Origin of the sequence: [Actinomadura] parvosata subsp. kistnae, from assembly GCF_900323885.1 — a bacterium.
In the GTDB taxonomy this organism is placed as follows: domain Bacteria; phylum Actinomycetota; class Actinomycetes; order Streptosporangiales; family Streptosporangiaceae; genus Nonomuraea; species Nonomuraea composti.
Map to the genome: position 1 here is coordinate 1,788,963 of NZ_OOHJ01000018.1, position 23,100 is coordinate 1,812,062.

A 23,100-nucleotide genomic window follows, 5' to 3' on the forward strand; every position below is an offset into this window, starting at 1 on the left:
CGCCTGGTCGTCCCTTGTCATCCTGGGTGGCATCAGCTAGATATGTGATCTTCCTATGTCGTTCTGAGGGCGGGACATGACCGACGCTCCGATCTTGGGTCTCTACGACCTCCTGCTCACCGGCACGCTCGACGCGAAGATTCAGGCTTGGCGGCAAGCCGGCCACCTCATCGAGGTGTCGAAAATCGACGACGAAGAGGTCGCCCATCTGCTGGGCCGTTTTATCGGAGAAACGGCAGCGCGTGCCTTCACCTCGCTGAAGGGACACCCTGACCAGCAAGTAGCGCTGGCCAACCGGCTGCTGGCGCAGCTGACCGAACCGGAAACCATCGCAGAAGGGCCGAACCAGCTCCTGTCGATCGTGGAGCCCGGTCCGGGAGCGGTACCCCCACGCCGGCCGCTAACGTCGCTGTCGGAAGCGGCCCTGTTGACCAACGCTCGCGAGGATCCGAACCTGGCGCACGAGCTCGCCGCCGAGCTCGCAAGTGCCGATCGAGTGGATCTGCTGTGTGCCTTCGTGAAGTGGTCGGGGCTTCGCATTCTGGAGAAGCCGCTGGCTGAGCTGCGGCAGCGCAAGGTACCGCTGCGGGTGATCACGACGACCTATATGGGAGCGACCGAACGGCGAGCGCTGGATCGGTTGGTCAACGACTTCGGCGCCGAGGTGAAGATTAGTTACGAGCGTAACTCCACTCGCCTGCACGCCAAGGCGTGGTTGTTGCGCCGCCGCACCGGCTTCGATACCGCCTATGTCGGCAGTTCCAACCTCTCCCGCGCGGCACTGCTGGACGGGCTGGAATGGAACGTTCGATTGTCGTCGGTGACGACCGCTCGGTTGCTGGACAAGTTCGAAGCGACGTTCGACTCCTACTGGAACCGGTCCCAGTTCGAGCCATACGACCCAGCGACCGATGCCGATCGCCTTGATGAGGCGCTGGCCCGCTCCCAGGCGGGCAAGCAGTTGTTCGACATCCCCGAGTTGGTACCGCACCCCTTCGACCACCAGCGCGAAATGCTGGCCGACCTCGACCGGGAGCGCACCATCCACGACCGCCACCGCAATCTGCTGGTGGCGGCGACCGGCACGGGCAAGACCGTCGTGGCCGCGTTCGACTACCGCAACTTGCAGCAGCGACTGGTCCGGCAGCCATCGTTGCTGTTTGTGGCGCACCGACGGGAAATCCTGGCTCAGGCGATGCGTACGTATCGGCAGGTGCTGGCCGTACCTGACTTCGGTGAGTTGCACGTGGGAGAGGAAAAGTCGCGGCGCTGGCGGCATGTGTTTGCCAGCGTGCAATCACTCACCCGCAACATCCAAGAGTTCGACCCCGAGCACTTCGACGTCGTCGTGATTGACGAGTTCCACCATGCCGCCGCGCCGACCTATCGGCAGATCATCAACCATCTCAAGCCGAAGGAGTTGCTCGGCCTGACCGCGACGCCCGAGCGGTCCGATGGCACGTGGGTACAGGACGAGTTCTTCGATCGGCGGATTGCCTCGGAGCTGCGGTTGTGGGATGCCCTGGATGCCGACCTCCTGTGCCCGTTCCACTATTTCGGGATCAACGACGGGACCGACCTGTCCGGGGTGAAGTGGACGCGCGGCATTTACGACGCGTCCGCTCTCGACAACGTCTTCACCGGGGACGATGCCCGAGCCCGGCTGGTGTTCAACGCTGTACGCGACAAGGTGAGCAACCTAGACACCATGCGCGGACTGGGCTTTTGCGTTTCGGTACGGCATGCACATTACATGGCCGACTTCTTCACCAAGCACGGGCTACCGTCGCTGGCCGTGGATGGATCGACGGAGGACGGCACTCGAAAGGCGGCACTGCGGGCGCTCGCCGAAGGTGAGGTTAGGTTCCTATTCGCGGTGGACCTGTTCAACGAGGGTCTGGACGTGCCCGACGTCGACACCTTGCTCATGCTGCGGCCTACCGAAAGCGCCACCATCTTCTTGCAGCAGCTTGGCCGCGGTCTCCGCCGTACGCCCGAGAAGGACGTGCTGACTGTGCTCGACTTTGTTGGGCAGCACCGAAAGGAGTACCGGTTCGCCAACCGGTTCCAGGCACTGACGGGCTTCTCCAGAGGGCGGTTGGACAAGCAGGTCAAGGATGACTTCCCGCTACTGCCGGCGGGGAGCCAGATTGTGCTCGATCGAGTGACCAAGGAGCGACTGCTGGCGGATCTCAAGGTCCAACTCGGGGCAACGGTAAAGACGCTGTCGCAGGAAATTCGCTCTCTGGCGGAGCTGTCACTCATCAGGTACTTGGAGGAGAGCGGGCGCGACATCAGTGACCTGTATCGGAGTGACCGCTTCTGGACTTCTCTGCTGCGCCGTAGCGGACTGTTGCCCGGGGACGCCTCTGCGATGGAGGAAGCACTGGGGCGCCGCACCCGCTCGTTGCTGCACGTGGACGACCGGGCCCGCGGCGCAACCTACGCCCGGCTACTGCGCCCGGATGGCCCCCGTTACGCGACGTTGTCTCCAACTGATCAAGCCTTTGCTCGGATGCTCTTCTTCTCGTTCTGGCGCGATGGAGGCGGGTACGCCTCATATGACGATGCTCTGGACCGACTACGCGGCGAAACGGCACTGTGCGACGAGATTAGGCAGGTGCTCGCCTTCGGCATTGAGCGGCCGCGGTACGTGGCCAAGCCAGTGGAGCTTGATGGCGTGCCACTAGCGATCAACGCCTCCTACTCCAGCGAGGAGATACTCGCCGCCATCGGTTGGGCTTCTGTGGGCGGGCAGGTGCCCGCCAACACCCGGGAGGGGGTCGCCTGGAGCCCAGCAACTCAGTGCGACGCTCTCTTGGTGACCCTGCAGAAGAACGAAAAGGAATTCTCGCCGCAGACGATGTACCACGACTACGCCCTGACCTCGCGCCTGTTCCACTGGGAATCCCAGAACCGCACCAGCGCGACCTCTACAACCGGCCGTCGTTACCAGAACCACGCGGTGGAGGGCAGCCATGTACTGCTGTTCACTCGTGAGCGCAAGAAGAACGATCTCGGTCATCCCGAAGCTTTCGTCTTCCACGGCAAGGTCCGCTATGTAGAGCATCGGGGCGAGCGCCCGATGGGCATCACCTGGCAACTCGATGAGGAGATGCCCGCGGACTTGTTTCGCCGCGCAGCCATTGCCGGATAAGAGCATTCACCCACATCGAGGCCAGGCGTTGCCGATGCTGGAGAAACCGGCTCGCAAACAGAGCAGCGGCACCCCATCAGGTCCGTGGCCTGCCAGTAGTCCATCTCGCCCGATGCTGAGCCACATACGTCAATCCGATGCGGTGCCTCGGATGCTTGCGAAGCTGCCCTTCCACGGCACCGGTGAAAGCGTTCACTACCTTGAGGTCATCTGAGAGATAGATCGCGCCATTGTCGAAGCGGACATGGTCGTTCGGGCATAGGCAGAGCACGTTTTCCACCACGTCGGGCCCGTTGTACGGGCGACCCAGCGCTTGGATATGCGCACCCTCGCTGTAGTAGCCGCCCTGGACCTGCAGAATCAGCCCACAGACCTGACACTGGTGGCCATACCAGTCCTTGATTTGCTGCACCACAGCGCTGCTACGAACGACGCGCTGGACCAGGCTCGTCGTCACAGGCGCTGGGCCTGGCGTTTCCTTAGCCTGGTCTTCCGCTTTGCGGTGCTCCTCATCAGGAATTCGCACAAGTTTGAACTGCCAGATGAGGAACCCATCGGCACCTACCTTGGATCCGTAAGAGTCGACGCGATACAACCCACCATATTGATACCCAGTGGCGGGTGCGTGAGGAGACCCCTTGTGGGCACCTCGAATGACACGGACTGGCCATCCTTCCAGATAAGTGCGTACTAGCCCCGCGTTCCCACGCGCGTTGATGTCCTGATCCGCGACCTGCCTACCGCTATCGCCTCGACCACCGTGACCGGTGTAGATGATTAAGTCACCATAGTCCTCATCATCAACGTATCCGCCAGAGACCACGATGGAGTCCGCGCCCTCCTTGGCATTGCCGGAGATGCCGGCCCGCAGCTCGGTATGCAGGCCGGTGTCGTAGAGCTCTCGTCGCGTTCCATACGTAGAACCCACTGGGTGGCCAGCTATGTGGCCGAACGTCTTCGCCATGCCACAATAACTAGCAAATGCCGCACTAGGTTCCCATGGGACAGACGAGACAATCGGGCATCTGCGACTCGACCGCCAGTCGCGGCTCGCCGGGGACCGGCATGCCTGGCTGGTAGATCCCGTCGGCGATCCGGCATCGAATCTTGTCTGCCATCGCCTGCAGATCGACCATCTTCACACCTTCGAAGGACTTCCTCCTGCCAACTGCGGCTATGGCTGAAACGATCTGCGAGGCGGACGTTCGGGCAAATTCTGAACAGGGAGGCTGCGTAGAGGCGGTGCGGCCGACGACCGCGCCACTCGTCTGCCGTCCGGTCTTTCTGCGGTGCCGCCCGTGAGGTCAGGCTGTTTGGGCGATCGTCGAAGCAAGAAGCTAGACCTGCGCTGACCTCTGATCGGGCGCAGGCGAGGCGACAGGCCACTATGAGCAAATTTGTCCTTCGCGGCAACGTTTGAACGTCTGGACCTCCCGATGGGAGTGGTCACATGTCGATAGGCCAATCCTGGGGCTCGTGGCGGACGGTGGCCAGGTGGCGTTGGACCACGTGCCGTACGCCTCCACGCAGCTTCTTGTGGAGGGACGGGTCCATGCCCTCTGCGGTGAGGACGGCGTCTGTGAAGGCGTCCACGCTTGTGAAGGGCGCCTGTTCGAGCAGTTGCTGTCGCTTCTCGGTCGGGAGGCAGAACCCCTTGCGGGTGCAGAGCTCATCCAAGAGCCACTGCACCTCATCGGGCCGGACGCCCTCCTCCACATGTGAAGTATGGCCTGAGAATTGATGCCGACCGATGGGCCGGGTACGGCTTGTCGCCAGCCGAGGATGTCCCACTCCGGCTCAGGGGCCACTCCGCACAGGTAGGTGGCCTCCTTGAGCAAGCGGGGTGTCGGCTTGATTGCCGGTTGTGCCGGTGCCAGTTGTGGCCGTTGCCAAAGGCATGACCGGGGGCGCTTGGCGAACAAGGACGCGGAACTCGGCCCAGGCCGGGGGTCCGGGGCCGGGAGGCCCCCGGCAAGGGGGTGTGGGGGAGCTTGGCTCCCCACAGGGCGCTGCCCGGAGCCCATCGCGCGAAGCGCTGCCAGAAGCGGAGGACCGAGCAGTGAGCTGGGGCGCTGCCCGGAGCCCAATGCGCGAAGCGCCGCCGGAAGCGGAGGACCGAGCAGTTAGCTGGGGTGCTGCCTGGAGACCACGAGCGCGTAGCGCCCCCTGCGGAGGCCCGAGCAGTTAGCGCTTAGATCTTGCCGACGCCGGCGCCGGACATGACCGCGGTCTTGATCGTGGTCGGGTCTGCCAGCGTGTACGAGTAGTACGTGGACGGTTCCTGGACGGTGCCGCTGCAGTCGGGCGTTCCGGAGTCGTCGGTGAAGACGTTGTTGCGGGCGACGCACCGTCCCGAAGGGCCGGCGTACGAGTTGGTGACCGGTTCCTCCACTCGTTCGAAGTAGTTGCCCTCCACCAGGCAGCCGGCATCAGCCTGGCAGGCGACCCCGACGTCGGTGTTGTACACGTAGTAGTTGTTGAACACGTGGACGGGCTCGCCGAAGCGGACGCGGGGGTTGCGTTGCGGGGTGCGGTCGAACCAGTTGTGGTGGTAGGTGACCTTGAGGCGGCCGACGTCCTGGGCGGCGTTGCCGTCGTCGTGGCCGAGCAGCATGTTCTTGGTGTGGTTGTGGGTGTGGTTCCAGGAGACGGTGATGTAGGAGGAGCCGCGCTTGATGTCGATGAGGCCGTCGTAGCCATTGGCGAGGTCGTTGTGGTCGATCCAGATGTGGTGGCTGAACATCTGGACGTTGATGGAGTCGTCGGTGGCGCCGCGGAAGGTCAGGTTGCGGATGATGACGTTGTGGACGGCGTTGGCGGGCGGGGTGGTGATGGAGTCGTCGGCGGGCAGGCCGATGTTGAGTCCGCCGCCGGTGAGGCCGGAGGTGGCGCCGACGCCGAGGATGGTCTTGTCCGAGGTGACGTTGTGCATGCCGGATGGCAGGGTGATGGTGCCGAGGACGCAGACGGTGAGGGGGCCCTGCTGGCCGATGGCGGCGAGGAATTCGGCGGCCGTGTCCACGGCGACGGTGGGTCCGCCGGCGCCGACGGTGGTGCCGTTCTGGCCCCAGGCGTTCACCGAGGCGAAGCCGACGGGTGAGCCGGCGGGCGGCAGGCAGCTTCCGGGCGGGATGGTGGGCACGGTGGGTGAGACGGTGGGGCCGCCGAGGTCGGTGACGAGCACGTCGTCGAACGTGGCGCTGGCGTAGTAGCCGGCCAGGCCGGCCCGGCCTGAGGCGAACGTGGTGTCCGTGGCGGTGGCCACCTGCACGTCGTTGACGAAGCCGCGCAGCGTGCTGCCGAACGCTTCCAAGCGGACGGTGTGCCACTCTCCGGGGGTGATGGTGGCGGAGCCGGTGGCGAGGGTGATGGGCGCGCCGCCGGTTCGCTTGCCGAGGACGGCGGTGCCCGCGTTGGTCAGGCCGAGGAAGTAGTAGCTGCTGGTGCTCTGCGCGCGGGCGAGCACGGCGGCGTACCGGCCGGAGCCGTTGTAGGAGATCGGCTTGACGCGGGCCTGCACCGCCTGGTCGGTCCAGCCGCTGCCGGCCAGGGCGCGGGCGTCGGCGCTGGTGCCCGACTGGCGGTAGGCCGGGGAGCCGTCGGTGACCACCGACCAGCTGCCGCCGGAGCGGGACCAGCCGGCGGCGTCGCCGTCCTGGAAGTCGTCGCTGAACAGGGTGGCGGCGGACGCGCTCGGCATGACCAGGAGGGCCGTGACGAGGGCCGTGGCGAACGCGGCGGCGATGAAGGGCACTCGCCATGCCGCGTGGAGCTGGTTGTTGCTGCGCACCGTGGAGCCTCCGGGGGTGAGGGGCGGCGACGGGGCGCGTGCGCTGTTTCGACAGCGAAGACCGCCCTGGTCGCGCTGCCTGACGGGACGAGCTTCACATCTTTATGCAACCGATTGTTAGGCGCGTCAACCGGTTTGGTGTGCAGTTTTGTTGCAGGATGACGAGTGGATCTTGCAAGCGATTGTAAGAGGCATCGTCACGGTAGGTGATGTCTTCTGCCGATCGCGTGATCCGCGCCGGGCTCGGCGGCTATCTTGGGGGGCTCCACCCGCCGGAGCCGACACGAGAGCCTACGCACCCCCATGGACGAGCACGTCATCACGACCGAGTGGGTCCCCTTCGCCCCCGACGAGATCGCCTACCACGACTACGTCGAAGGCACCTACAACACCTTCTCGTGCACCTGCGGGCAGCCCCTGACCGACCGTGACGCGGCCACGCGCCACGCCGCCGAGTCGGGCCGGTGCATGATGTGCCTCGGGTCCGGAACGATCTCCATCAACCCGCACGCCAGCAGCGGGTGCGACAGTTGCGCCGGGTCGGGGCGGTCGGAGCCGGGCACGGTGATGGTTCAGGCGCGGGTGACGGCGAGCTTCGTCAGGGAGGTGGCCGCGCTGCTGCCGGCGGAGTTCGGGCTGTGCGACGTGGTGACGGTGCTGCTCGACCGGCTGCCGCCGGCGCGGGACCGCGGGGCGGAGGCGCTGCTGTCGGTGGCGGCGGGGCTGATCAGGTATCTGGAGGTGCAGGGCGAGGTGGTGCTGTGCTCGGTGCCTGACTACGTGCCGGGGGACGGGGCGGAGCAGCGGCACCACGACCCCCGGTGGATCCGCGTCTCCTGATCGATACGGTGGGTCGGAAGTGACCCGCCGAGCACGGTGGGTCGGGAGTGGTCCATCGAGCGAGGAGTGCGCCCCGACATGACGGTGACGGCCTGGGCGGCGGTGGCCGTCTTTCTCGGAGCGTACGCGCTGATCGCGACCGAGCGGGTGCACCGGGTGGCGGCGGCGCTCGGCGGGGCAGGCGTCATGTTGCTGCTGCACGCCACGCACGCGGGCGCGGCGTTCTTCTCGCAGTCGTCCGGTATCGACTGGAACGTCATCTTCCTGCTGCTCGGCATGATGATCATCGTCGGGGTGCTGAAGCAGACGGGGGTCTTCGAGTTCCTGGCCATCTGGGCCGCGAAGCGGGCGCGCGGGCGGCCGTTCCGGTTGCTGGCGTTGCTCGTGCTGATCACGGCGAGCGCGTCGGCGCTGCTGGACAACGTCACGACCGTGCTGCTGATCGCCCCGGTGACGTTCTTGGTGTGTGAACGGCTGGCGTTGCCGGTGGCGCCGTTCCTCATCGCCGAGGCCATGGCCTCGAACATCGGCGGCACCGCCACCCTGATCGGCGACCCGCCGAACATCATCATCGCCAGCCGGGGCGGCCTGACGTTCAACGACTTCCTGGTGCACCTGGCGCCGCTGATCGTGGTGCTCATGGCGGTGTTCATCGGGTTGTGCCGGTGGTTGTTCCGCCGCAGCTTCCGTTACGACCCGGAGCTGGCGGCCGAGGTCATGGCGCTGAACGAGCGGGAGGCGATCGCCGACCGGCGGCTGCTGTGGCAGTCGCTGGCGGTGCTGGCGCTGGTGCTGGCGGCGTTCGTGCTGCATCCGGTGCTGCACTACGAGCCGTCGGTGGTCGCGTTGCTGGGCGCGGGGGTGCTGGTGGCGGCCACGAAGGTGACGACGGAGGAGGCGATCAGCGAGGTCGAGTGGCCGACGCTGGTGTTCTTCGCCGGGTTGTTCGTCATGGTGGGGTCGCTGGTGGAGACGGGGGTGATCAGGCAGGTCTCCGACGCGGCGGCCGCCGCCACGCACGGGCAGCTCGGGCTGACCACGATGGTGCTGCTGTGGGCGTCGGCGGGCCTGTCGGCGGTGGTCGACAACATCCCGTACGTGGCCACGATGAGCCCCATCGTGGCCGACCTCGTGCAGGCGAACGGCGGCGGCGAGCACGCCCAGGTGCTCTGGTGGGCCCTGGCGCTGGGGACCGACCTGGGCGGCAACGCGACGGCGGTGGGGGCGGCGGCGAACGTCGTGGTCGTCGGCATCGCCGCCCGCAACGGCACCCCGATCAGCTTCTGGCAGTTCACGCGGTACGGGCTGGTCGTCACGCTGGTCACGGTGGCGGTGTCCACCCCGTACCTGTGGCTGCGTTACCTCACCTGACCGCGAGCACGTCACCCAAGCGACCACACGTCACCCGAGCGACAGCGCGTCACCTGAGCGGCAGCACGTCCACGCCGCGCTCGTCGTCGCCGCGCGGCCCGAAGATGCGCCGTTCGGACTCCTCGATGCGCACGTCGTTGATGCTGGCCTCCCTGCGCCGCATCAGCCCGGACGCGTCGAACTCCCACTGCTCGTTGCCGTAGCTGCGCCACCACTGGCCGGAGGCGTCGCGGGACTCGTACTGGAAGCGGACCGCGATGCGGTCGCCGAGCACCGCCCACAGCTCCTTGCGCAGGGCGTAGTCGAGCTCCCTGTCCCATTTGCGGCGCAGGAACGCCCTGATCTCGTCGCGTCCGGTGACGAACTCGCCGCGGTTGCGCCACACCGAGTCCTCCGTGTACGCGAGCGCGACCTTGTCGGGGTCGCAGGTGTTCCAGGCGTCCTCGGCGGCCTGGACCTTGATCCGGGCGCTCTCCTCGGTGAACGGCGGGACGGGCGGGCGGGACATGGTGGCCTCCTCGACACGTGAGAACGGTCGTTCTCGCGAGCTATCGTAGAGAACGACCGTTCTCCGGAGCAAGCGAGGTGCCATGGAACACGCCGAACGACTGCTCGCGGCGGCCGGCGAGCTCTTCTACCGGCGCGGCATCAGGGCCGTCGGCATGGACGACGTCAGGGCCGCCTCCGGGGTGTCGCTCAAGCGGCTCTACCAGTGCTTTCCCTCCAAGGAGGCGCTGGTCGTGGCCTATCTGGAGCGGCGCGACGAGCGGTGGATGGGCTCGCTCACCTCCTACGTGGCGGAGCACGGCGGGTCGGCCGAGGCGGTGTTCGGGTGGCTGGAGCGCTGGTTCGCCGAGGACGGCTTCCGCGGGTGCGGGTTCGTCAACGCGTACGGGGAGCTGGGCGCCACCTCGGAGGCGGTCGCCGAGGTGGCGCGGCGGCACAAGCGGCGGCTGCGCGACTACCTGCGCGGCCTGGTCGCCGACGACCTGCTGGCCGACCAGCTCCTCGTCCTGGTGGACGGCGCCACCGTCACCGCCATGGTGGACCCGGAGCGGGCGACCCAGGCGGCACGCGCGGCCGGCCAAGCCGCCCGCGCGCTCATGACGGCTCGCGAGAAATGAGCAAGCGGCTCGCGAGAAATAGACAAACCGAGTGAGCAAGCGGCTCACAGCAGCTTGTCGAGGGTGATCGGCAGGTCGAGCACCCGCTTGCCGGTCGCGTGCCGCACCGCGTTGGCCACCGCCGCCGCGGCCCCCGTGATGCTCACCTCCCCCACCCCGCGCAGCCCCAGCGGCATGCCGGAGTCGGGCTCGTTCAGGCAGTGGACGTCGATGCGCGGGATGTCGGCGTGCACCGGCACGTGGTACTCCGCCAGGCTCGCGTTCATGATCCGCCCGTTGCGGTGGTCGATCAGCGTCTGCTCCGACAGCGCCATGCCGATGCCCATCACGATGCCGCCGCGAAGCTGGCTGGCCGCCGTCCTGGCGTTGATGACGGTGCCGACGTCGAAGACGCCGAGCCAGCGTGAGACGCGTACCTCCATGGTGTCGGGATCGACGCGCACCTCGCAGAACTGGGCGCCGGTCGCCGCGCGCACCCAGCGCCTGCGCTCGCGCAGGGTCCGCGCCATGAAGCCGAGCATGCCCGCCTTGCTCTCCACCTCCACGTGATCGCGGCCGGCCGCCGCCAGGATCTCCGCGTACGTCTGACCGGCGGCCCCCGCGTACAGGCCGCCGTCGCGGGCCTCCACCTCGTCCGGTTTGCGGCCGCGCAATGGCGAGCCGGGCGAGCGGCGGACCAGGCCGAGCAGGGTGCGCTTCAGCTTGGCAGCGGCGTCCTGCACGCCCGCCGCCGCGCTCGCGGTCTGTGTCGAGCCGCCGGCGCCGGGCGCGACCGGCAGGTCGGAGTCGCCGTACTCGACGCGTACGGACGCCAGCGGCACCCCCAGCTCGTCGGCGGCCATCTGCCCCAGCACGGTCGCCGTGCCCATGCCCATCTCCTGGAGGCCGCAGCGCACCACGGCTGTGCCGTCCGCGTTCAGGCGGATCGTGACGTTCGCCGGCATCCGCAGCGACGGGTGGTAGGCCGTGGCCACCCCCATGCCGACCAGCCACCGGCCGTCGCGCATGGCGCCGGCGCGCGGGTCGCGCTCGCGCCAGCCGAACCGCTCCGCCCCCAGCGCGTACGCCTCCCGCAGCCTGCGGTGCGCCAGCCGCTGCCCGCCCACCGGGTCGCGGTCGGGCTCGTTGAGCAGGCGCAGCTCGACCGGGTCGAGGCCCAGCTCCCAGGCCAGCTCGTCCACGGCCGACTCCAGGGCGAAGGTGCCGATGGACTCGCCCGGCGCCCGCATGAACGTGTTGGCCAGCAGGTCGAGCCGGACGGTGCTCTGCCGCAGGTGGATGTTGGGGGCGGCGTACAGGTGCCGGGTGCCGGCGGTGATCGGCTCGCCGTTGCCGCCGCTGCGTCCCGTCCTGGACACGGTGGTGTGGAGGACGGCGGTCAGCTTCCCGTCGGCGCCGGCGCCCAGCGCGACCCGCTGGATGCTGCCCGTCCGCCCGCCGACCGTGTGGTAGACGCCTTCCCGGGTGAGCGCGAGCCGCACCGGGCGGCCCGTCGCGCGGGCGGCGAGCACGGCGAGCAGCGTGCCCGCCCACACCGAGCCCTTGCCGCCGAACCCGCCCCCGACGTAGGGGGACAGGACCCTGACGTTGCGCTCCGGCACCTCGAAGCGCTGGGCCAGGTGCTTGCGCGTCCAGGTGATGTTCTGGGTGGCCTCGTGCACGGTCAGCCGGTCGCCGTCCCAGACGGCGGTGGTGGCGTGCGGCTCGATCGCGTTGTGGTTGTGCGGCGGCGTGGTGAAGGTCAGGTCCACCTTGTACGGGGCGGCGGCCAGCGCGGCCGGCGCGTCGCCCTTGGTCGCCTCGGCCTCGCTGATCAGGTTGCCCTTCTGGGGGACGGCGTTGCCCTGCTCGGCGGCCAGGTCCACCGCGGCGGGCAACTCCTCGTACGACGGGCGCACCAGCGAGGCCGCGTACCGGGCCGTCTCGGGGGTCTCGGCGACCACGACGGCGACCGGCTGGCCGTTCCAGAGCACCTCGTCGGTGGCGAGGTAGTTGACCGACGTGCCGGCGACGAGCGTGCTGAGGTCGAGGAAGCTCACCTTGGGGGCGGGCTTCATCGGCCGGGTGTTCTGGTGGGTGAGGACGTCGATGACGCCGCGCACCGCCAGCGCCTCGGCGGTGTCGATGCCGGTGATGCGGCCGTGCGGGATCGTGGCGTGCACGAGCGCCGCGTAGGCCAGCCCTGGGTACGGGTACTCGGCGGCGTAGCGGGCCTCGCCGGTGGTCTTGGCGGGGCCGTCGACCCGGTCGATCGCCTGGCCGACGTACTTCTCGGTGGTGCCGGTGCGTGGCTCGGTCTCGGCGTACTTGATGCTCATCGGGCCGTTCCTCCCAGCTCTCGCAGCGTGGCCGTGATCGTGGCCACGGCGAGCCGGGCCTTGAACGCGTTGCCGTCCCTGGTGGTGGCGCTCGCCAGCTCCGCCTCGGCGGCGCGGCGGAAGGCGCCCTCGTCGGCCGGGCCGCCGAGCAGCAGGCGCTCGGCCTCGGTGGCGCGCCACGGCTTGGGGGCGACTCCGCCCAGCGCCAGCCGCACGTCGGTGATCGCGCCGTCGCGCACCTCCAGCGCCGCCGCGACCGAGACGAGGGCGAACGCGTACGAGGCGCGGTCGCGGACCTTGCGGTAGCGGGAGTTGGCGGCGGCCGGGGCGGGCGGCAGCTCGACGGCCGTGACGAGCTCGCCGGGGGCCAGCGCGGTCTCGATGTCGGGGGTGTCGCCGGGCAGCCGGTGGAAGTCCGCCATCGGGACGCGGCGGGTGCCGTCCTGGCCGCGTACCTCCACGATCGCGTCGAGGGCGGCCAGCGCCACGCACAGGTCGGACGGGTGCGCGGCGATGCAGTGCTCGCTGACGCCCAGGATGGCCGTGCTCCGGTTGAACCCGCCGAGCGCGTCGCAGCCGGCGCCCGGCTCGCGCTTGTTGCAGGCCGAGGCGTGGTCGTAGAAGTAGGGGCAGCGGGTGCGCTGGAGCAGGTTGCCGCCGACGGTGGCCATGTTGCGCAGCTGGGCCGAGGCGCCCGACAGCAGCGCCTGCGACACCATCGGGTAGCGGGTGCGCACGCGTGCGTCGGCGGCCAGGGCGCTGTTGCGGACGAGCGCGCCGATGCGCAGCCCGCCGCTGGGCAGCTCCTCAATCGTGTCGAACGGCAGGCCGGTGACGTCCACGACGGTGTCGGGGCGTTCGATGCCCTCGCGCATGAGGTCCACCAGGTTGGTGCCGCCGCCGAGGAACTTCACGCCCGGCCCGGTGGCCGCGCGCACGGCCTCGTCGACGTCGGCGGCCTTGACGTAGGCGAACGGTCTCATCCGGAGACCTCCTTGATCGCGTCGACGATGCCGTTGTAGGCGCCGCAGCGGCACAGGTTCCCGCTCATGCGTTCCCTGATCTCGGCGTCGTCGAGGCCGTGCGACCCGGTCACGGCGCTGGGCATGCCGGCCTCGTACTCGGCCAGCATGCCGATCGCCGAGCAGAGCTGGCCGGGCGTGCAGTAGCCGCACTGGAGCCCGTCGTTGCGCACGAACGCCTCCTGCAGCGGATGCGTCACGCCCTCGATCGTGGTGATCTCCCTGCCGTCGTACTGGACGGCCAGCGCGAGACAGGCGTTGATCCGCACGCCGTCGGCGAGCACCGTGCAGGCCCCGCAGGCGCCCTGGTCGCAGCCCTTCTTGGGGCCGGTCAGCCCGAGCCGCTCGCGCAGCGCGTCGAGCAGGCTCACCCACGGCTCGACGTCGAGGGACTCGACGGAGCCGTTCACCTTCATCCGTATCTCGGTCACTGGCATCCTCCCGGCTTTGCACCGGACGCTAACAGAACGGCGTTCCCTTAACAAGGGAACGCTGTTCTTTTAAATCGGCGCCAGTATGCTGAGGACGACATGACGCGGTCGGCATTCCTCCGGGCCCGGCGGCCCGAGCACAAGCAGCAGCGGCGCGAGGCCATCCTCGCCGCCGCGCGCGAGCTCGCCCGCACCTCAGGGGTACGCAACGTCAGCCTGGGCGCGGTCGCCGAGGCCGTCGGGCTGGCGAAGTCCAACATCGTGCGGTACTTCGGCACCCGCGAGGAGATCTACCTGGAGCTGCTCGTGGACGAGTGGCACCAGTGGGGCGAGGCCGTCGCCGAGCGCCTGCGCACGGTCGGCTCCACCGCCGAGGCGATGACCGTGCTCGCCGAGACCATCGCCGACCGGCCGCTCTTCTGCGACCTGCTCGGCCACGCCTCCACCAGCCTCGAGCACAACGTGTCCGTCCCCGCCGCCCGCACGTTCAAGCACGCGGTCCTCGACCAGGTCGGCGCGATGGGCGCCGAGCTCGCGCGGGCGACCGACCTGACCGAACGCGAGGGCGCCGAGCTGGTCGGCGCCGCCAGCGGGCTGGCCGGCATGCTCTACCCGGCCTCCAACCCGCCGCCCGCGCTCGCCCAGGTCTACGCCGAGGACCCCGAGCTGGCCGCCACCTGCCCGGTGCTGCTGCCGACGCTGCTGCGGGCGCTCTCCGCGCTGGCGGCCGGCCTGCCCACGCTCAGGGAACGCTGAAAGTTTCACCCCTCTCCAGGCATTCCTGACCGCCTGTCACTCCTTCGCTGTACATCGGAGCGGATTCTGCGGACCATGTGCCGTACCTAACCGGTTAACACCACCAGAAGGGCACCCCCCATGACCAAACGACTCGGGCTCGCGGCGGCGGCGCTCCTGTCGCTGCTCGTCTCGATGCTGATCGTCCCCGCGCCCGCGCACGCCGCGGTCGGGCTCCGGGTCAGCGGCACCAAGATCCTGGAGGCCAACGGGAACGCGTTCGTCATGCGCGGCGTCAGCCACGCGCACACCTGGTACACGAGCCAGACCAGCTCCTTCGCCAACATCAAGGCCCTGCGCGCCAACACCGTGCGCGTCGTGCTCAGCGGCGGCCGATGGACCCCCAACAACGCCACCGACGTGGCCAACGTCGTCTCCCTGTGCCGGCAGAACCGGTTAATATGCGTGCTCGAAAACCACGACACCACCGGGTACGGCGAGCAGAGCGGCGCGTACACGCTCGACCAGGCCGTCGACTACTGGAGCAGCGTCCGGAGCGCCCTCACCGGCACCGAAGACTTCATCATCGTCAACATCGGCAACGAGCCGTACGGCAACAACAACGTCTCCGCCTGGACCGCCGCCACCAGCAACGCCATCACCCGCATGCGCAGCCTCGGCTTCCAGCACATGCTGATGGTCGACGCCCCCAACTGGGGCCAGGACTGGCAGTTCACCATGCGCGACAACGCCAAGACCGTCGCCGCCGCCGACACCCAGAAGAACACCGTGTTCTCCATCCACATGTACGGCGTCTTCGACACCGCCGCCGAGATCACCGCCTACCTCGACGCCTTCCAGACCGCCGGCCTGCCCCTCGTGATCGGCGAATTCGGCTTCAACCACTCCGACGGCGACCCCGACGAGGACACCATCATGGCGCAGGCCGTGTCCCGCGGCATCGGCTACATCGGCTGGTCATGGAGCGGCAACGGCGGCGGCGTCGAATACCTCGACATGGTCACCAACTTCAACCCCGCCGCCCTCACCTCCTGGGGACAACGCATCTTCAACGGCGCCAACGGCATCGCCGCCACCTCCCGCGAAGCCACCTACTTCAGCGGCGGCAGCACCGACACCACCGCCCCCACCACACCCGGCACCCCCGCCGCGTCCGGCATCACCTCCACCGGCGCCACCCTCACCTGGACCGCCTCCACCGACTCCGGCGGCTCCGGGCTCGCCGGCTACGACGTCTACCGCGAGCAGGGCACCACCGACCCCCTCCTCGGCTCCGCCACCACCAACTCCGTCACCCTGACCGGCCTCACGCCCTCCACCCAGTACCAGGTGTACGTGCGGGCACGGGACGGCGCCGGCAACCAGTCCACCGCCTCCGCCCTCGCCACCTTCACCACCTCCGGCGGCGGCACCGGCGGCGGCTGCACCGCCGCCGGTACCGTGCAGAGCCAGTGGAACGGCGGATACGTCGTCCAACCCGTCACCGTCACCAACACCGGCACTACGGGCATCACCGGCTGGACCGTCACCTTCACCCTGCCCGCCGGCCACACCCTGGCCGGGTCGTGGAACGCGTCGGTGAGCGTCAACGGCCAGACGGTCACCGCCAGGAACGCCGGCTACAACGGCACCGTGGGAGCCGGGGCCTCGACCAGCTTCGGCTTCCAGGTCACCCGACCCGGGGGGAACACGGCGACGGTCAGCTCGTACACGTGCGCCACCTCCTGACGGTTTAGCGCGGGCCGCCCCCACGCTCGTGGGGCGGCCCGCTGACGTAGGTGCCGCTGGTGCGACCCGCCCGTTCGGGTACGGCGCACTCGCGCGGGTGCGGCTGGGCGCGCTGGGTTGCGTTGCGCGCCGTCCACGTTGCGCCGCGCCGCGCCGCACTGCACGACTACTCGCCGACCCGGCGCCGGAAGCCAGGGCCCAGCGGCCGGCTGGCCGTGGCGGCCTTGCGCCGCGCCAAACGGGCGGGCCGCCCCGCCGACGGGCCTTCGCGCCGCCAAGCCGGACCCGCGGACCTTCGCGCTGCCGCGCCCGGACGCACGGGCCAGCGGCGCGGCGAGCCGGCGACAGGCCGTGGCGCGGCGGCGACAGGCCGTGGCGCGGCGGCGACAGGCCGTGGCGCGGCGGGCCGACCGCGGGCGGCCGGCGCTCGTTCACGGCGCCGGGTCGGCGGGAGGTGGTGCGGTGCGGCTCGGCGCAACGTGGTCGGCGCCCAGCGAAACGTGCCGGGGCGAGCGAGCCACCGCGCGCCGTGCCGGACGGGCAGCCCATCGACCGGAGTGTGGCCGGGCCAGCCGCCGGCGGCGGGCGCTCGTTCACGGCGCCGGGTCGGCGGGAGGTGGTGCGGCGTGGCTCGGCGCGACGTCGACGGCGCCCGCGAGACGGGCCGGAGGCGTCAGGACACGCCGGGTGGGGAGGTGGAGTCGCGGATGACGAGTTGGCAGGGCAATGTGTGGACGCCCGGCGTGGCCTTGCCGTCGATGGCGGCGAACAGGTGCTGGGCCGCCGTCCGGCCCAACACCTCCAGGTTCATGTCCACGGTCGTCAGGGCGGGGCGCGTCTCGGTGGACAGGACTTCCCAGTTGTCGTAGCCCACCACCGCGATGTCGTCGGGGACTCGCCGCCCGCGTTCGCGTACCGCTTCCACGAAGCCGGCGGCGATCTGGTCGCTGCCGCAGAAGACGGCGTCGATCTCGGGTTCGGCCATGAGGAGCATTTCGGCGGCGTGGCGGCCCCACCTCTGTGACCACACGCCTGAGAGGGTCTGGCCGGCCTGTTCGACGCCTGCTTCGGTGAGGGCGCGGTGGAAGCCTTCCTCGCGGTCGCGGGCCGCCTTGTAGTGGGTGGGGCCGGTGACGTGGCCGATGCGGCGGCGGCCGAGGGCGAGGAGGTGGTTGACGGCCATGGCTGCGGCGCCGACGTCGTCGGGGACGAAGGAGACGTCCGAGGGGTCGTCGGAGGGGCCGTAGGCGTACACGACGGGGACCGGCAGGTCCTTGCTGACGGACGGCCGTGGGTTGGTGCTCTCCCCCACGACGATGAGGCCGTCCACGCGCCGGGACAGCAGGGCGCGCAGGTGGTGCTGTTCTCTGATCGCGTCCCCGCGCGCGTCGCAGAGCAGCACCGCCATCTCGCCGGCGCCGAAGGCGTCCTCGGCGCCGAGGAGGACGGGGATGCCGAAGCGGCCGACGCTGTCGGAGGTCAGCAGCCCCACGGTCCTGGTCTGGCCGGACAGGAGTCCTCTGGCCAGGGCGTTCGGCTGGAAGGAGAGCTCGGCCGCGGCGGCGAGCACGCGTTCGCGCGTGGCCGCCCGCACGTCCTGGCGCCCGTTGAGCGCTTTGGAGGCCGTGGCGATCGATACCCCCGCCAGCGAGGCCACGTCGTTGATGGTCGCCCGCTTACCCGCCATACTTCGAAACCCTTTTCGGTGATTTGTGAACCGCTTAGCACCATAGCACCCATTGACATGGGCTCATGTTTCTTCTACGTTTCCGAAAACCTTTAAGTCCAGGAGCAGATCATGAGACGAAGGCTGGCCGGGATCTCCCTCCTCGGTGTGTTAACGCTCACAGCAGCGGCCTGCGGCAACAGCGGCGGCGGGACACAGCAGGCGGACGGCCCCGTGACCATCACCATGTGGACCCGCGCGGCCACGCAGACCCAGAGCGAGCGCCTGGTCGCGGAGTACAACAAGACCCACAAGAACCAGGTCAAGCTCACCGTCATCCCCACCGACAACTACCAGCCCCGCATCGCCGCCGCGGCCGGCGCCAAGCAGCTGCCCGACGTGTTCGCGGCGGACGTCATCTTCGTCCCGAACTACACCTCCCAGGGCCTGTTCATGGACATCACGGACAGGATCGCGGCCCTGCCGTTCAAGGACAAGCTCGCACCCTCGCACATGAAGCTGGGCACGCTGGACAACCGCCAGTACACCCTCCCCCACACTCTGGACCTGTCGGTCTGGTTCTGGAACAAGGACCTGTACGAGAAGGCCGGTCTCGACCCCGAGAAGGGTCCCAAGACGCTCAAGGAGTTCGCCCAGCAGGCCACCACCATCCAGGAGAAGCTGGGCAAGGACGGCCAGGTGCACGGCACCTTCTTCGGCGGCAACTGCGGCGGCTGCTACGTCTTCACGTTCTGGCCGTCCGTCTGGGCCGCCGGCGCGCAGGTCATGGACGACAAGGGCACCACGTCGCTGAACGACCAGCCCGCCATGACCGAGGTGTTCAGGATCTGGCGCGAGCTGTACGAGAAGAAGGTCACCGGCCCGACGGCCAAGGAGGAGCAGGGCCCCACCTGGACCGGTTTCTTCCCCAAGGGTGAGATCGGCGTAATGCCGATGCCGTCCACCACGCTCGGCCTGATGCCGAAGGACATGAAGATCGGCGTCACCCCGATCGCGGGCCCGGACGGCGGCGAGTCCACGTTCGTCGGCGGCGACTCGGTCGGGATCTCCGCGACGTCGAAGAACGCCGACGCGGCCTGGGAGTTCGTCTCCTGGACGGTCTCGGACCAGGCGCAGGTCGAGGTGATGGCCAAGAACAAGGACGTGCTCGCGCGGACGGACCTGGCCAGCAACAAGTACTCGGCCGAGGACCCGCGCGTGGTGCTGATCAACTCGCTGGTCGCCAAGGGGCAGACGCCGTTCGCGCTGCGGTTCGGCCAGACCTACAACGATCCGCAGGGCCCGTGGCTGCGGCTGGCCAGGGAGGCCGTCTTCGGTGACGCCTCGAAGGTGCCGCAGCTCAACGCCGAGATCACGAAGTCGCTGCAGCAATGACGCTGACGGTCACGCGCTCCAGGCGGGCGGCTCACAGCGCGCCGTCCGCCCGGTGGCGCAGCAGGAAGGTGCAGGGCTGGCTGTACGCGGCTCCGACGGCCGTCATCGTGGGCGTGTTGTTCCTCGCCCCGCTGGTGCTGGTCGTCTGGATGTCGCTGAACCGCTGGCCCCTGCTGGGCCAGGCCACGTTCAACGCTCCCGCCAACTACGTCAAGATCGCCGACAATCCGCTCTTCCTCGACGCGGTGGTCTTCACGCTGAAGTACACGGCCATCACGACAGTGCTGCTGTCGGGGGTGGCGCTGGGGCTGGCGCTGCTCGTGCAGGACCGCCGGCCGGGCATCGCGTTCTTCAGGACGGCGTTCTTCCTGCCGGGCGCGGTCGGCTTCGCGGCGGCGGGCCTGCTGTTCTACGGGATGCTGAACAACGACTTCGGCCCCATCGACCCGATGCTGCAGGCCCTCGGCATCACGAGCGAGCCGGTCAAGTGGATCGGCACGCCGAACATGGCGCTGTTCTCCACGATCACGCTGGTGATCTGGCGGTTCGCCGGGTTCAACATGCTGATCCTGCTGACGGGGCTGCAGGCCATCCCGACCGAGGTGTACGAGGCCGCGCGCAGCGACGGCGCGAACCGCTGGCAGATCTTCACCAGGATCACGCTGCCGCTGCTGCGCCCGACGCTGGCGCTGATGCTGATCCTCAGCGTCACGGGCTCGCTGCTGGCCTTCGACCAGTTCTTCGTCTTCACCAACGGCGGCCCGGACAACAGCACCGTCTCCATGGTGATGGTCGTCTACCGGGACGCGTTCTTCCGTTTCGACCTCGGCGGCGCCGCGGCCCTGTCGGTCGTGCTGCTGGTGGCCCTGGTCGGGCTCAACACGCTGATGATGCGGAGGCTCCGTTGAGCCGTTACCTCACTTTGTCCGCTCTGGCGGTGCTGTTCCTGTTCCCGCTGGTGTGGAGCGGTTACGCCTCGCTGGAGGAGCCGTCGAACTACCTGGAGATGGCCCGCTTCGGCGAGGGCATCGACACCTACGCCGTCAACAGCGTGCTGGTGTCGGTCATGACGGTGGGCGGCACGCTGGTCGTCTCGGCGCTCGGCGGCTACGGCTTCGCCCGCTTCGACTTCCCGGGCAAGAACGTGCTGTTCCTGGCCACGCTGGCGATCCTCATGGTGCCGTACGCGACGATCCTGATCCCGCTCTACGTGCTGCTCGGCTATCTCGGGCTGCAGAACTCGCTGGTCGGGCTGTCGCTGGTGTTCGTGATGTTCCAGCTCCCGTTCGCGTTGTTCATGATGCGCAACGCGTTCGAGGCGCTGCCGCGCGAGCTGGAGGAGGCCGCGCTGGTGGACGGCTGCGGCACTTTCCGGGCGTTCGCGCGGATCCTGCTGCACGCGGTGCGGCCGGCGCTGATCACGGTGGGCCTGTTCGCGTTCCTGGCCTCGTGGAACGACTTCTTCGCGCCGCTCATCCTGCTCAACGACGGATCGTCCTTCACGCTGCCGGTGGCCGTGGTGAGCATGACGCAGCACACGTTCGGCGCCATCGACTACGGCATGCTCCAGGCCGGCGTGATGGTCATGGCGCTTCCCTGTCTCGTCCTCTTCATCGTTCTGCAGCGCCACTACGTGCGCGGATTCATGTCAGGAGCTCTGCGTGGCTAATCCCGTCCTGCCCTCTTCGGGCGTCCTCGCCCCTCTCGGCCTCGATTCCGTACGCGTGCTGCCGGGCTTCTGGGGCGACCGGATCGCGCTCAACAACGAGGTGACGATCGCCCACTGCCAGGAATGGGAGGAACGCGAAGGCTGGATCGGCAACTTCCGCGGTGAGCGGCCGCGCAGGGGGCGGGAGTTCAGCGACTCGGAGATCTACAAGCTGCTGGAGGCGATGGCCTGGGCGGACCATCCGGGCCTGCCCGCGCTGGCGGAGATCGTGGCGCGGGCGCAGGAGGGCGACGGTTACCTCAACACGCGCTGGTCGGGCAGCCGTTACACGGACTTCGAGTGGGGTCACGAGCTCTACTGCTACGGCCATCTCATCCAGGCGGGCGTGGCGCGGCTGCGCAGGCACGGCGCGGACCAGCTCACGGAGGTCGTGACGAAGGCGGCCGACCACGTGTGCCGCCGCTTCATGGACACGAACGAGACGTGCGGCCACCCGGTGATCGAGATGGCGCTGGTCGAGCTGTACCGGGCGACCGGCGCCGAGCGGTACCTGGAGATGGCCCGCCGCTTCGTCGAGCGGCGCGGCCTGCCCGCGCTGGCCGACATCCCGTTCGGGCGCGGCTACTACCAGGACGACGTGCCCGTCCGGCAGGCGCAGGTGTTCCGCGGGCACGTCGTGCGCGCGCTCTACCTGGCCTCGGGCGTGGTGGACGTGGCGGTCGAGACCGGCGACCAGGAGCTGCTGAAGGCGGTCGAGTCGCAGTGGGAGCGGACGGTCGCGCGGCGCACGCACCTGACCGGCGGCATGGGCTCGAGGCATGCCGACGAGTCGTACGGCGAGGACTACGAGCTGCCGCCGGACCGGGCCTACAACGAGACGTGCGCGGGCATCGCCTCGATCATGCTGGCGCACCGGCTGCTGCTGGCCACCGGCGACGCCCGTTACGCCGACCTGGCCGAGCGCACGATGTACAACGTGCTCGCCACCGGCGTGGCGCTGGACGGGAAGTCGTTCTTCTACGTCAACCCGCTGCACGTGCGGGTGCCGGCCACGCCGCTGGACGGCGTCAACCACGCCGCCGAGGGCGGGCTGCGCTCGCCGTGGTTCGACGTGTCGTGCTGCCCGAACAACATCGCCCGCACGCTCGCCTCGCTGCCCGCCTACGTGGCCGCGGCGAAGGACGACGGCGTGCTGATCCACCACCTCACCCCGGCGGAGATCCGCTCGGGACGGCTGGCGCTGCGGGTGGAGACCGGTTACCCGTGGCAGGGCTCGGTGAGCGTGCGCGTGCTGGAGGACGGGGAGGGCCGGATCGGGCTGCGCGTCCCGGCCTGGGCGACGGACGCCACGCTGGCGCACGTCCCGGCCTCCTCCCCGGACGCGCCCCTGCCCGAGGGCCCGGTCGTGCGGCCGGTCGATCCCGGCTACGCCTACGTGGAGGGGCCGTGGCGGGCCGGCGACGAGATCCGGCTCGAACTGCCGATGCGGCCCCGGTGGACCGTGCCGGACCGGCGGATCGACGCCTTGCGCGGCAGCGCCGCCGTGGAGCGGGGGCCGCTCGTCTACTGCGCGGAGTCGGTGGCCGACGAGCCGCCGCTGGCCGGGGTGACCGCCCAGGTGGAGCCGCCGGTGGAGCACGAGGCGGACGGCGTGGTGGAGCTGGAGGTGGGGGCGCGGCTGGCGTCCGGGAGCGACGGCTCCTGGCCGTACGGACCGCCGCGCACGGCCGAGGACGGCGCCGAAGTGCGGCTGCGGCTGGTGCCCTACCACCGCTGGGGCAACCGCGGCCCCGCGACCATGCGCGTCTGGCTTCCGACGATCTAGGAGAGGTA

General features: G+C 69.2%; 19 protein-coding genes. 10 read left to right on the forward strand and 9 right to left on the reverse strand.

Going from position 1 to position 23,100, the window contains the following annotated elements:
- Positions 1 to 76: 76 nt before the first annotated feature.
- Positions 77 to 3,157, forward strand: a complete 3,081-nt coding sequence (locus KIS93_RS28315; RefSeq protein WP_080044833.1) for a DEAD/DEAH box helicase — start codon at positions 77 to 79, stop codon at positions 3,155 to 3,157.
- Between the two features lie 76 nt (positions 3,158 to 3,233).
- Here the strand turns inward: KIS93_RS28315 and KIS93_RS28320 are convergent, their stop codons facing one another.
- The 4 genes from KIS93_RS28320 to KIS93_RS28335 form a co-directional block, all read right to left on the reverse strand.
- The gene (locus tag KIS93_RS28320) at positions 3,234 to 4,121 is read right to left on the reverse strand and encodes a YDG/SRA domain-containing protein (protein ID WP_080044832.1); all 888 of its coding nucleotides are present in this window, start codon (positions 4,119 to 4,121) and stop codon (positions 3,234 to 3,236) included.
- Between the two features lie 25 nt (positions 4,122 to 4,146).
- Positions 4,147 to 4,293: a helix-turn-helix domain-containing protein gene (locus KIS93_RS28325; RefSeq protein ID WP_155128962.1), complete on the reverse strand. Its 147-nt coding sequence runs from the start codon at positions 4,291 to 4,293 to the stop codon at positions 4,147 to 4,149.
- Positions 4,294 to 4,603: 310 nt separating this feature from the next.
- The gene (locus KIS93_RS28330; protein WP_080044831.1) at positions 4,604 to 4,873 is read right to left on the reverse strand and encodes a hypothetical protein; all 270 of its coding nucleotides are present in this window, start codon (positions 4,871 to 4,873) and stop codon (positions 4,604 to 4,606) included.
- 475 nt (positions 4,874 to 5,348) lie between these two features.
- Positions 5,349 to 6,947 carry a pectate lyase family protein gene (locus tag KIS93_RS28335; protein ID WP_222107645.1) on the reverse strand — a complete coding sequence of 533 codons (1,599 nt, stop codon included), beginning with the start codon at positions 6,945 to 6,947 and terminating at the stop codon, positions 5,349 to 5,351.
- A gap of 303 nt (positions 6,948 to 7,250) precedes the next feature.
- Between KIS93_RS28335 and KIS93_RS28340 the strand changes: the two genes are divergently transcribed.
- Together KIS93_RS28340 and KIS93_RS28345 are read left to right on the forward strand one after the other, a co-directional pair.
- Positions 7,251 to 7,787 (forward strand): hypothetical protein, encoded by a 537-nt coding sequence (locus KIS93_RS28340; RefSeq protein WP_155128960.1) that lies wholly within the window; start codon positions 7,251 to 7,253, stop codon positions 7,785 to 7,787.
- Positions 7,788 to 7,865: 78 nt separating this feature from the next.
- On the forward strand, positions 7,866 to 9,158 hold the full coding sequence (locus KIS93_RS28345) for an ArsB/NhaD family transporter (protein WP_080044829.1): 1,293 nt from the start codon (positions 7,866 to 7,868) through the stop codon (positions 9,156 to 9,158).
- Between the two features lie 49 nt (positions 9,159 to 9,207).
- Here the strand turns inward: KIS93_RS28345 and KIS93_RS28350 are convergent, their stop codons facing one another.
- Positions 9,208 to 9,666, reverse strand: coding sequence for a nuclear transport factor 2 family protein (locus KIS93_RS28350; RefSeq protein ID WP_080044828.1), 459 nt, complete (start codon positions 9,664 to 9,666; stop codon positions 9,208 to 9,210).
- 82 nt (positions 9,667 to 9,748) lie between these two features.
- On the opposite strand from KIS93_RS28350, the gene KIS93_RS28355 reads away from it, so the two are divergent.
- The gene (locus KIS93_RS28355) at positions 9,749 to 10,282 is read left to right on the forward strand and encodes a TetR/AcrR family transcriptional regulator (protein ID WP_080044827.1); all 534 of its coding nucleotides are present in this window, start codon (positions 9,749 to 9,751) and stop codon (positions 10,280 to 10,282) included.
- Positions 10,283 to 10,326: 44 nt separating this feature from the next.
- Here the strand turns inward: KIS93_RS28355 and KIS93_RS28360 are convergent, their stop codons facing one another.
- The 3 genes from KIS93_RS28360 to KIS93_RS28370 are packed head-to-tail and all read right to left on the reverse strand — an operon-like array spanning position 10,327 to position 14,059.
- A complete protein-coding gene (locus tag KIS93_RS28360; protein WP_080044826.1) occupies positions 10,327 to 12,600 on the reverse strand; it encodes a xanthine dehydrogenase family protein molybdopterin-binding subunit in 2,274 nt (757 codons plus the stop codon).
- Positions 12,597 to 13,583 (reverse strand): FAD binding domain-containing protein, encoded by a 987-nt coding sequence (locus KIS93_RS28365; RefSeq protein ID WP_080044825.1) that lies wholly within the window; start codon positions 13,581 to 13,583, stop codon positions 12,597 to 12,599. Before KIS93_RS28365 ends, KIS93_RS28360 begins: the two co-directional genes overlap by 4 nt.
- The gene (locus tag KIS93_RS28370; protein ID WP_206068067.1) at positions 13,580 to 14,059 is read right to left on the reverse strand and encodes a (2Fe-2S)-binding protein; all 480 of its coding nucleotides are present in this window, start codon (positions 14,057 to 14,059) and stop codon (positions 13,580 to 13,582) included. Before KIS93_RS28370 ends, KIS93_RS28365 begins: the two co-directional genes overlap by 4 nt.
- A gap of 93 nt (positions 14,060 to 14,152) precedes the next feature.
- On the opposite strand from KIS93_RS28370, the gene KIS93_RS28375 reads away from it, so the two are divergent.
- Positions 14,153 to 14,809, forward strand: a complete 657-nt coding sequence (locus KIS93_RS28375; RefSeq protein ID WP_080044823.1) for a TetR/AcrR family transcriptional regulator — start codon at positions 14,153 to 14,155, stop codon at positions 14,807 to 14,809.
- Positions 14,810 to 14,929: 120 nt separating this feature from the next.
- Positions 14,930 to 16,537 carry a cellulase family glycosylhydrolase gene (locus tag KIS93_RS67640; RefSeq protein WP_080044822.1) on the forward strand — a complete coding sequence of 536 codons (1,608 nt, stop codon included), beginning with the start codon at positions 14,930 to 14,932 and terminating at the stop codon, positions 16,535 to 16,537.
- Between the two features lie 673 nt (positions 16,538 to 17,210).
- Here KIS93_RS67640 and KIS93_RS28385 read toward each other — a convergent pair.
- Positions 17,211 to 18,224 carry a LacI family DNA-binding transcriptional regulator gene (locus tag KIS93_RS28385; RefSeq protein ID WP_080044821.1) on the reverse strand — a complete coding sequence of 338 codons (1,014 nt, stop codon included), beginning with the start codon at positions 18,222 to 18,224 and terminating at the stop codon, positions 17,211 to 17,213.
- A 111-nt stretch (positions 18,225 to 18,335) separates the two neighbouring features.
- Here KIS93_RS28385 and KIS93_RS28390 point away from each other — a divergent pair, with 111 nt between their 5' ends.
- The 4 genes from KIS93_RS28390 to KIS93_RS28405 are packed head-to-tail and all read left to right on the forward strand — an operon-like array spanning position 18,336 to position 23,092.
- On the forward strand, positions 18,336 to 19,598 hold the full coding sequence (locus tag KIS93_RS28390) for an ABC transporter substrate-binding protein (RefSeq protein WP_080044820.1): 1,263 nt from the start codon (positions 18,336 to 18,338) through the stop codon (positions 19,596 to 19,598).
- The gene (locus tag KIS93_RS28395) at positions 19,595 to 20,506 is read left to right on the forward strand and encodes a carbohydrate ABC transporter permease (protein ID WP_080044819.1); all 912 of its coding nucleotides are present in this window, start codon (positions 19,595 to 19,597) and stop codon (positions 20,504 to 20,506) included. Before KIS93_RS28390 ends, KIS93_RS28395 begins: the two co-directional genes overlap by 4 nt.
- On the forward strand, positions 20,503 to 21,267 hold the full coding sequence (locus tag KIS93_RS28400; protein ID WP_080044818.1) for a carbohydrate ABC transporter permease: 765 nt from the start codon (positions 20,503 to 20,505) through the stop codon (positions 21,265 to 21,267). The genes KIS93_RS28395 and KIS93_RS28400 overlap by 4 nt, the downstream gene beginning before the upstream one ends.
- The gene (locus KIS93_RS28405; protein ID WP_080044817.1) at positions 21,260 to 23,092 is read left to right on the forward strand and encodes a glycoside hydrolase family 127 protein; all 1,833 of its coding nucleotides are present in this window, start codon (positions 21,260 to 21,262) and stop codon (positions 23,090 to 23,092) included. The genes KIS93_RS28400 and KIS93_RS28405 overlap by 8 nt, the downstream gene beginning before the upstream one ends.
- Positions 23,093 to 23,100 lie beyond the last annotated feature (8 nt).

Excerpts from the sequence above, each read along its gene's own strand:
- KIS93_RS28315 (WP_080044833.1), top strand. The coding sequence starts at position 77 with ATGACCGACGCTCCGATCTTGGGTCTCTACGACCTCCTGCTCACCGGC.
- KIS93_RS28320 (WP_080044832.1), bottom strand. The coding sequence starts at position 4,121 with ATGGCGAAGACGTTCGGCCACATAGCTGGCCACCCAGTGGGTTCTACG.
- KIS93_RS28325 (WP_155128962.1), bottom strand. The coding sequence starts at position 4,293 with ATGGTCGATCTGCAGGCGATGGCAGACAAGATTCGATGCCGGATCGCC.
- KIS93_RS28340 (WP_155128960.1), top strand. The coding sequence starts at position 7,251 with ATGGACGAGCACGTCATCACGACCGAGTGGGTCCCCTTCGCCCCCGAC.
- KIS93_RS28345 (WP_080044829.1), top strand. The coding sequence starts at position 7,866 with ATGACGGTGACGGCCTGGGCGGCGGTGGCCGTCTTTCTCGGAGCGTAC.
- KIS93_RS28350 (WP_080044828.1), bottom strand. The coding sequence starts at position 9,666 with ATGTCCCGCCCGCCCGTCCCGCCGTTCACCGAGGAGAGCGCCCGGATC.
- KIS93_RS28355 (WP_080044827.1), top strand. The coding sequence starts at position 9,749 with ATGGAACACGCCGAACGACTGCTCGCGGCGGCCGGCGAGCTCTTCTAC.
- KIS93_RS28360 (WP_080044826.1), bottom strand. The coding sequence starts at position 12,600 with ATGAGCATCAAGTACGCCGAGACCGAGCCACGCACCGGCACCACCGAG.
- KIS93_RS28365 (WP_080044825.1), bottom strand. The coding sequence starts at position 13,583 with ATGAGACCGTTCGCCTACGTCAAGGCCGCCGACGTCGACGAGGCCGTG.
- KIS93_RS28370 (WP_206068067.1), bottom strand. The coding sequence starts at position 14,059 with ATGCCAGTGACCGAGATACGGATGAAGGTGAACGGCTCCGTCGAGTCC.
- KIS93_RS28375 (WP_080044823.1), top strand. The coding sequence starts at position 14,153 with ATGACGCGGTCGGCATTCCTCCGGGCCCGGCGGCCCGAGCACAAGCAG.
- KIS93_RS67640 (WP_080044822.1), top strand. The coding sequence starts at position 14,930 with ATGACCAAACGACTCGGGCTCGCGGCGGCGGCGCTCCTGTCGCTGCTC.
- KIS93_RS28385 (WP_080044821.1), bottom strand. The coding sequence starts at position 18,224 with ATGGCGGGTAAGCGGGCGACCATCAACGACGTGGCCTCGCTGGCGGGG.
- KIS93_RS28390 (WP_080044820.1), top strand. The coding sequence starts at position 18,336 with ATGAGACGAAGGCTGGCCGGGATCTCCCTCCTCGGTGTGTTAACGCTC.
- KIS93_RS28395 (WP_080044819.1), top strand. The coding sequence starts at position 19,595 with ATGACGCTGACGGTCACGCGCTCCAGGCGGGCGGCTCACAGCGCGCCG.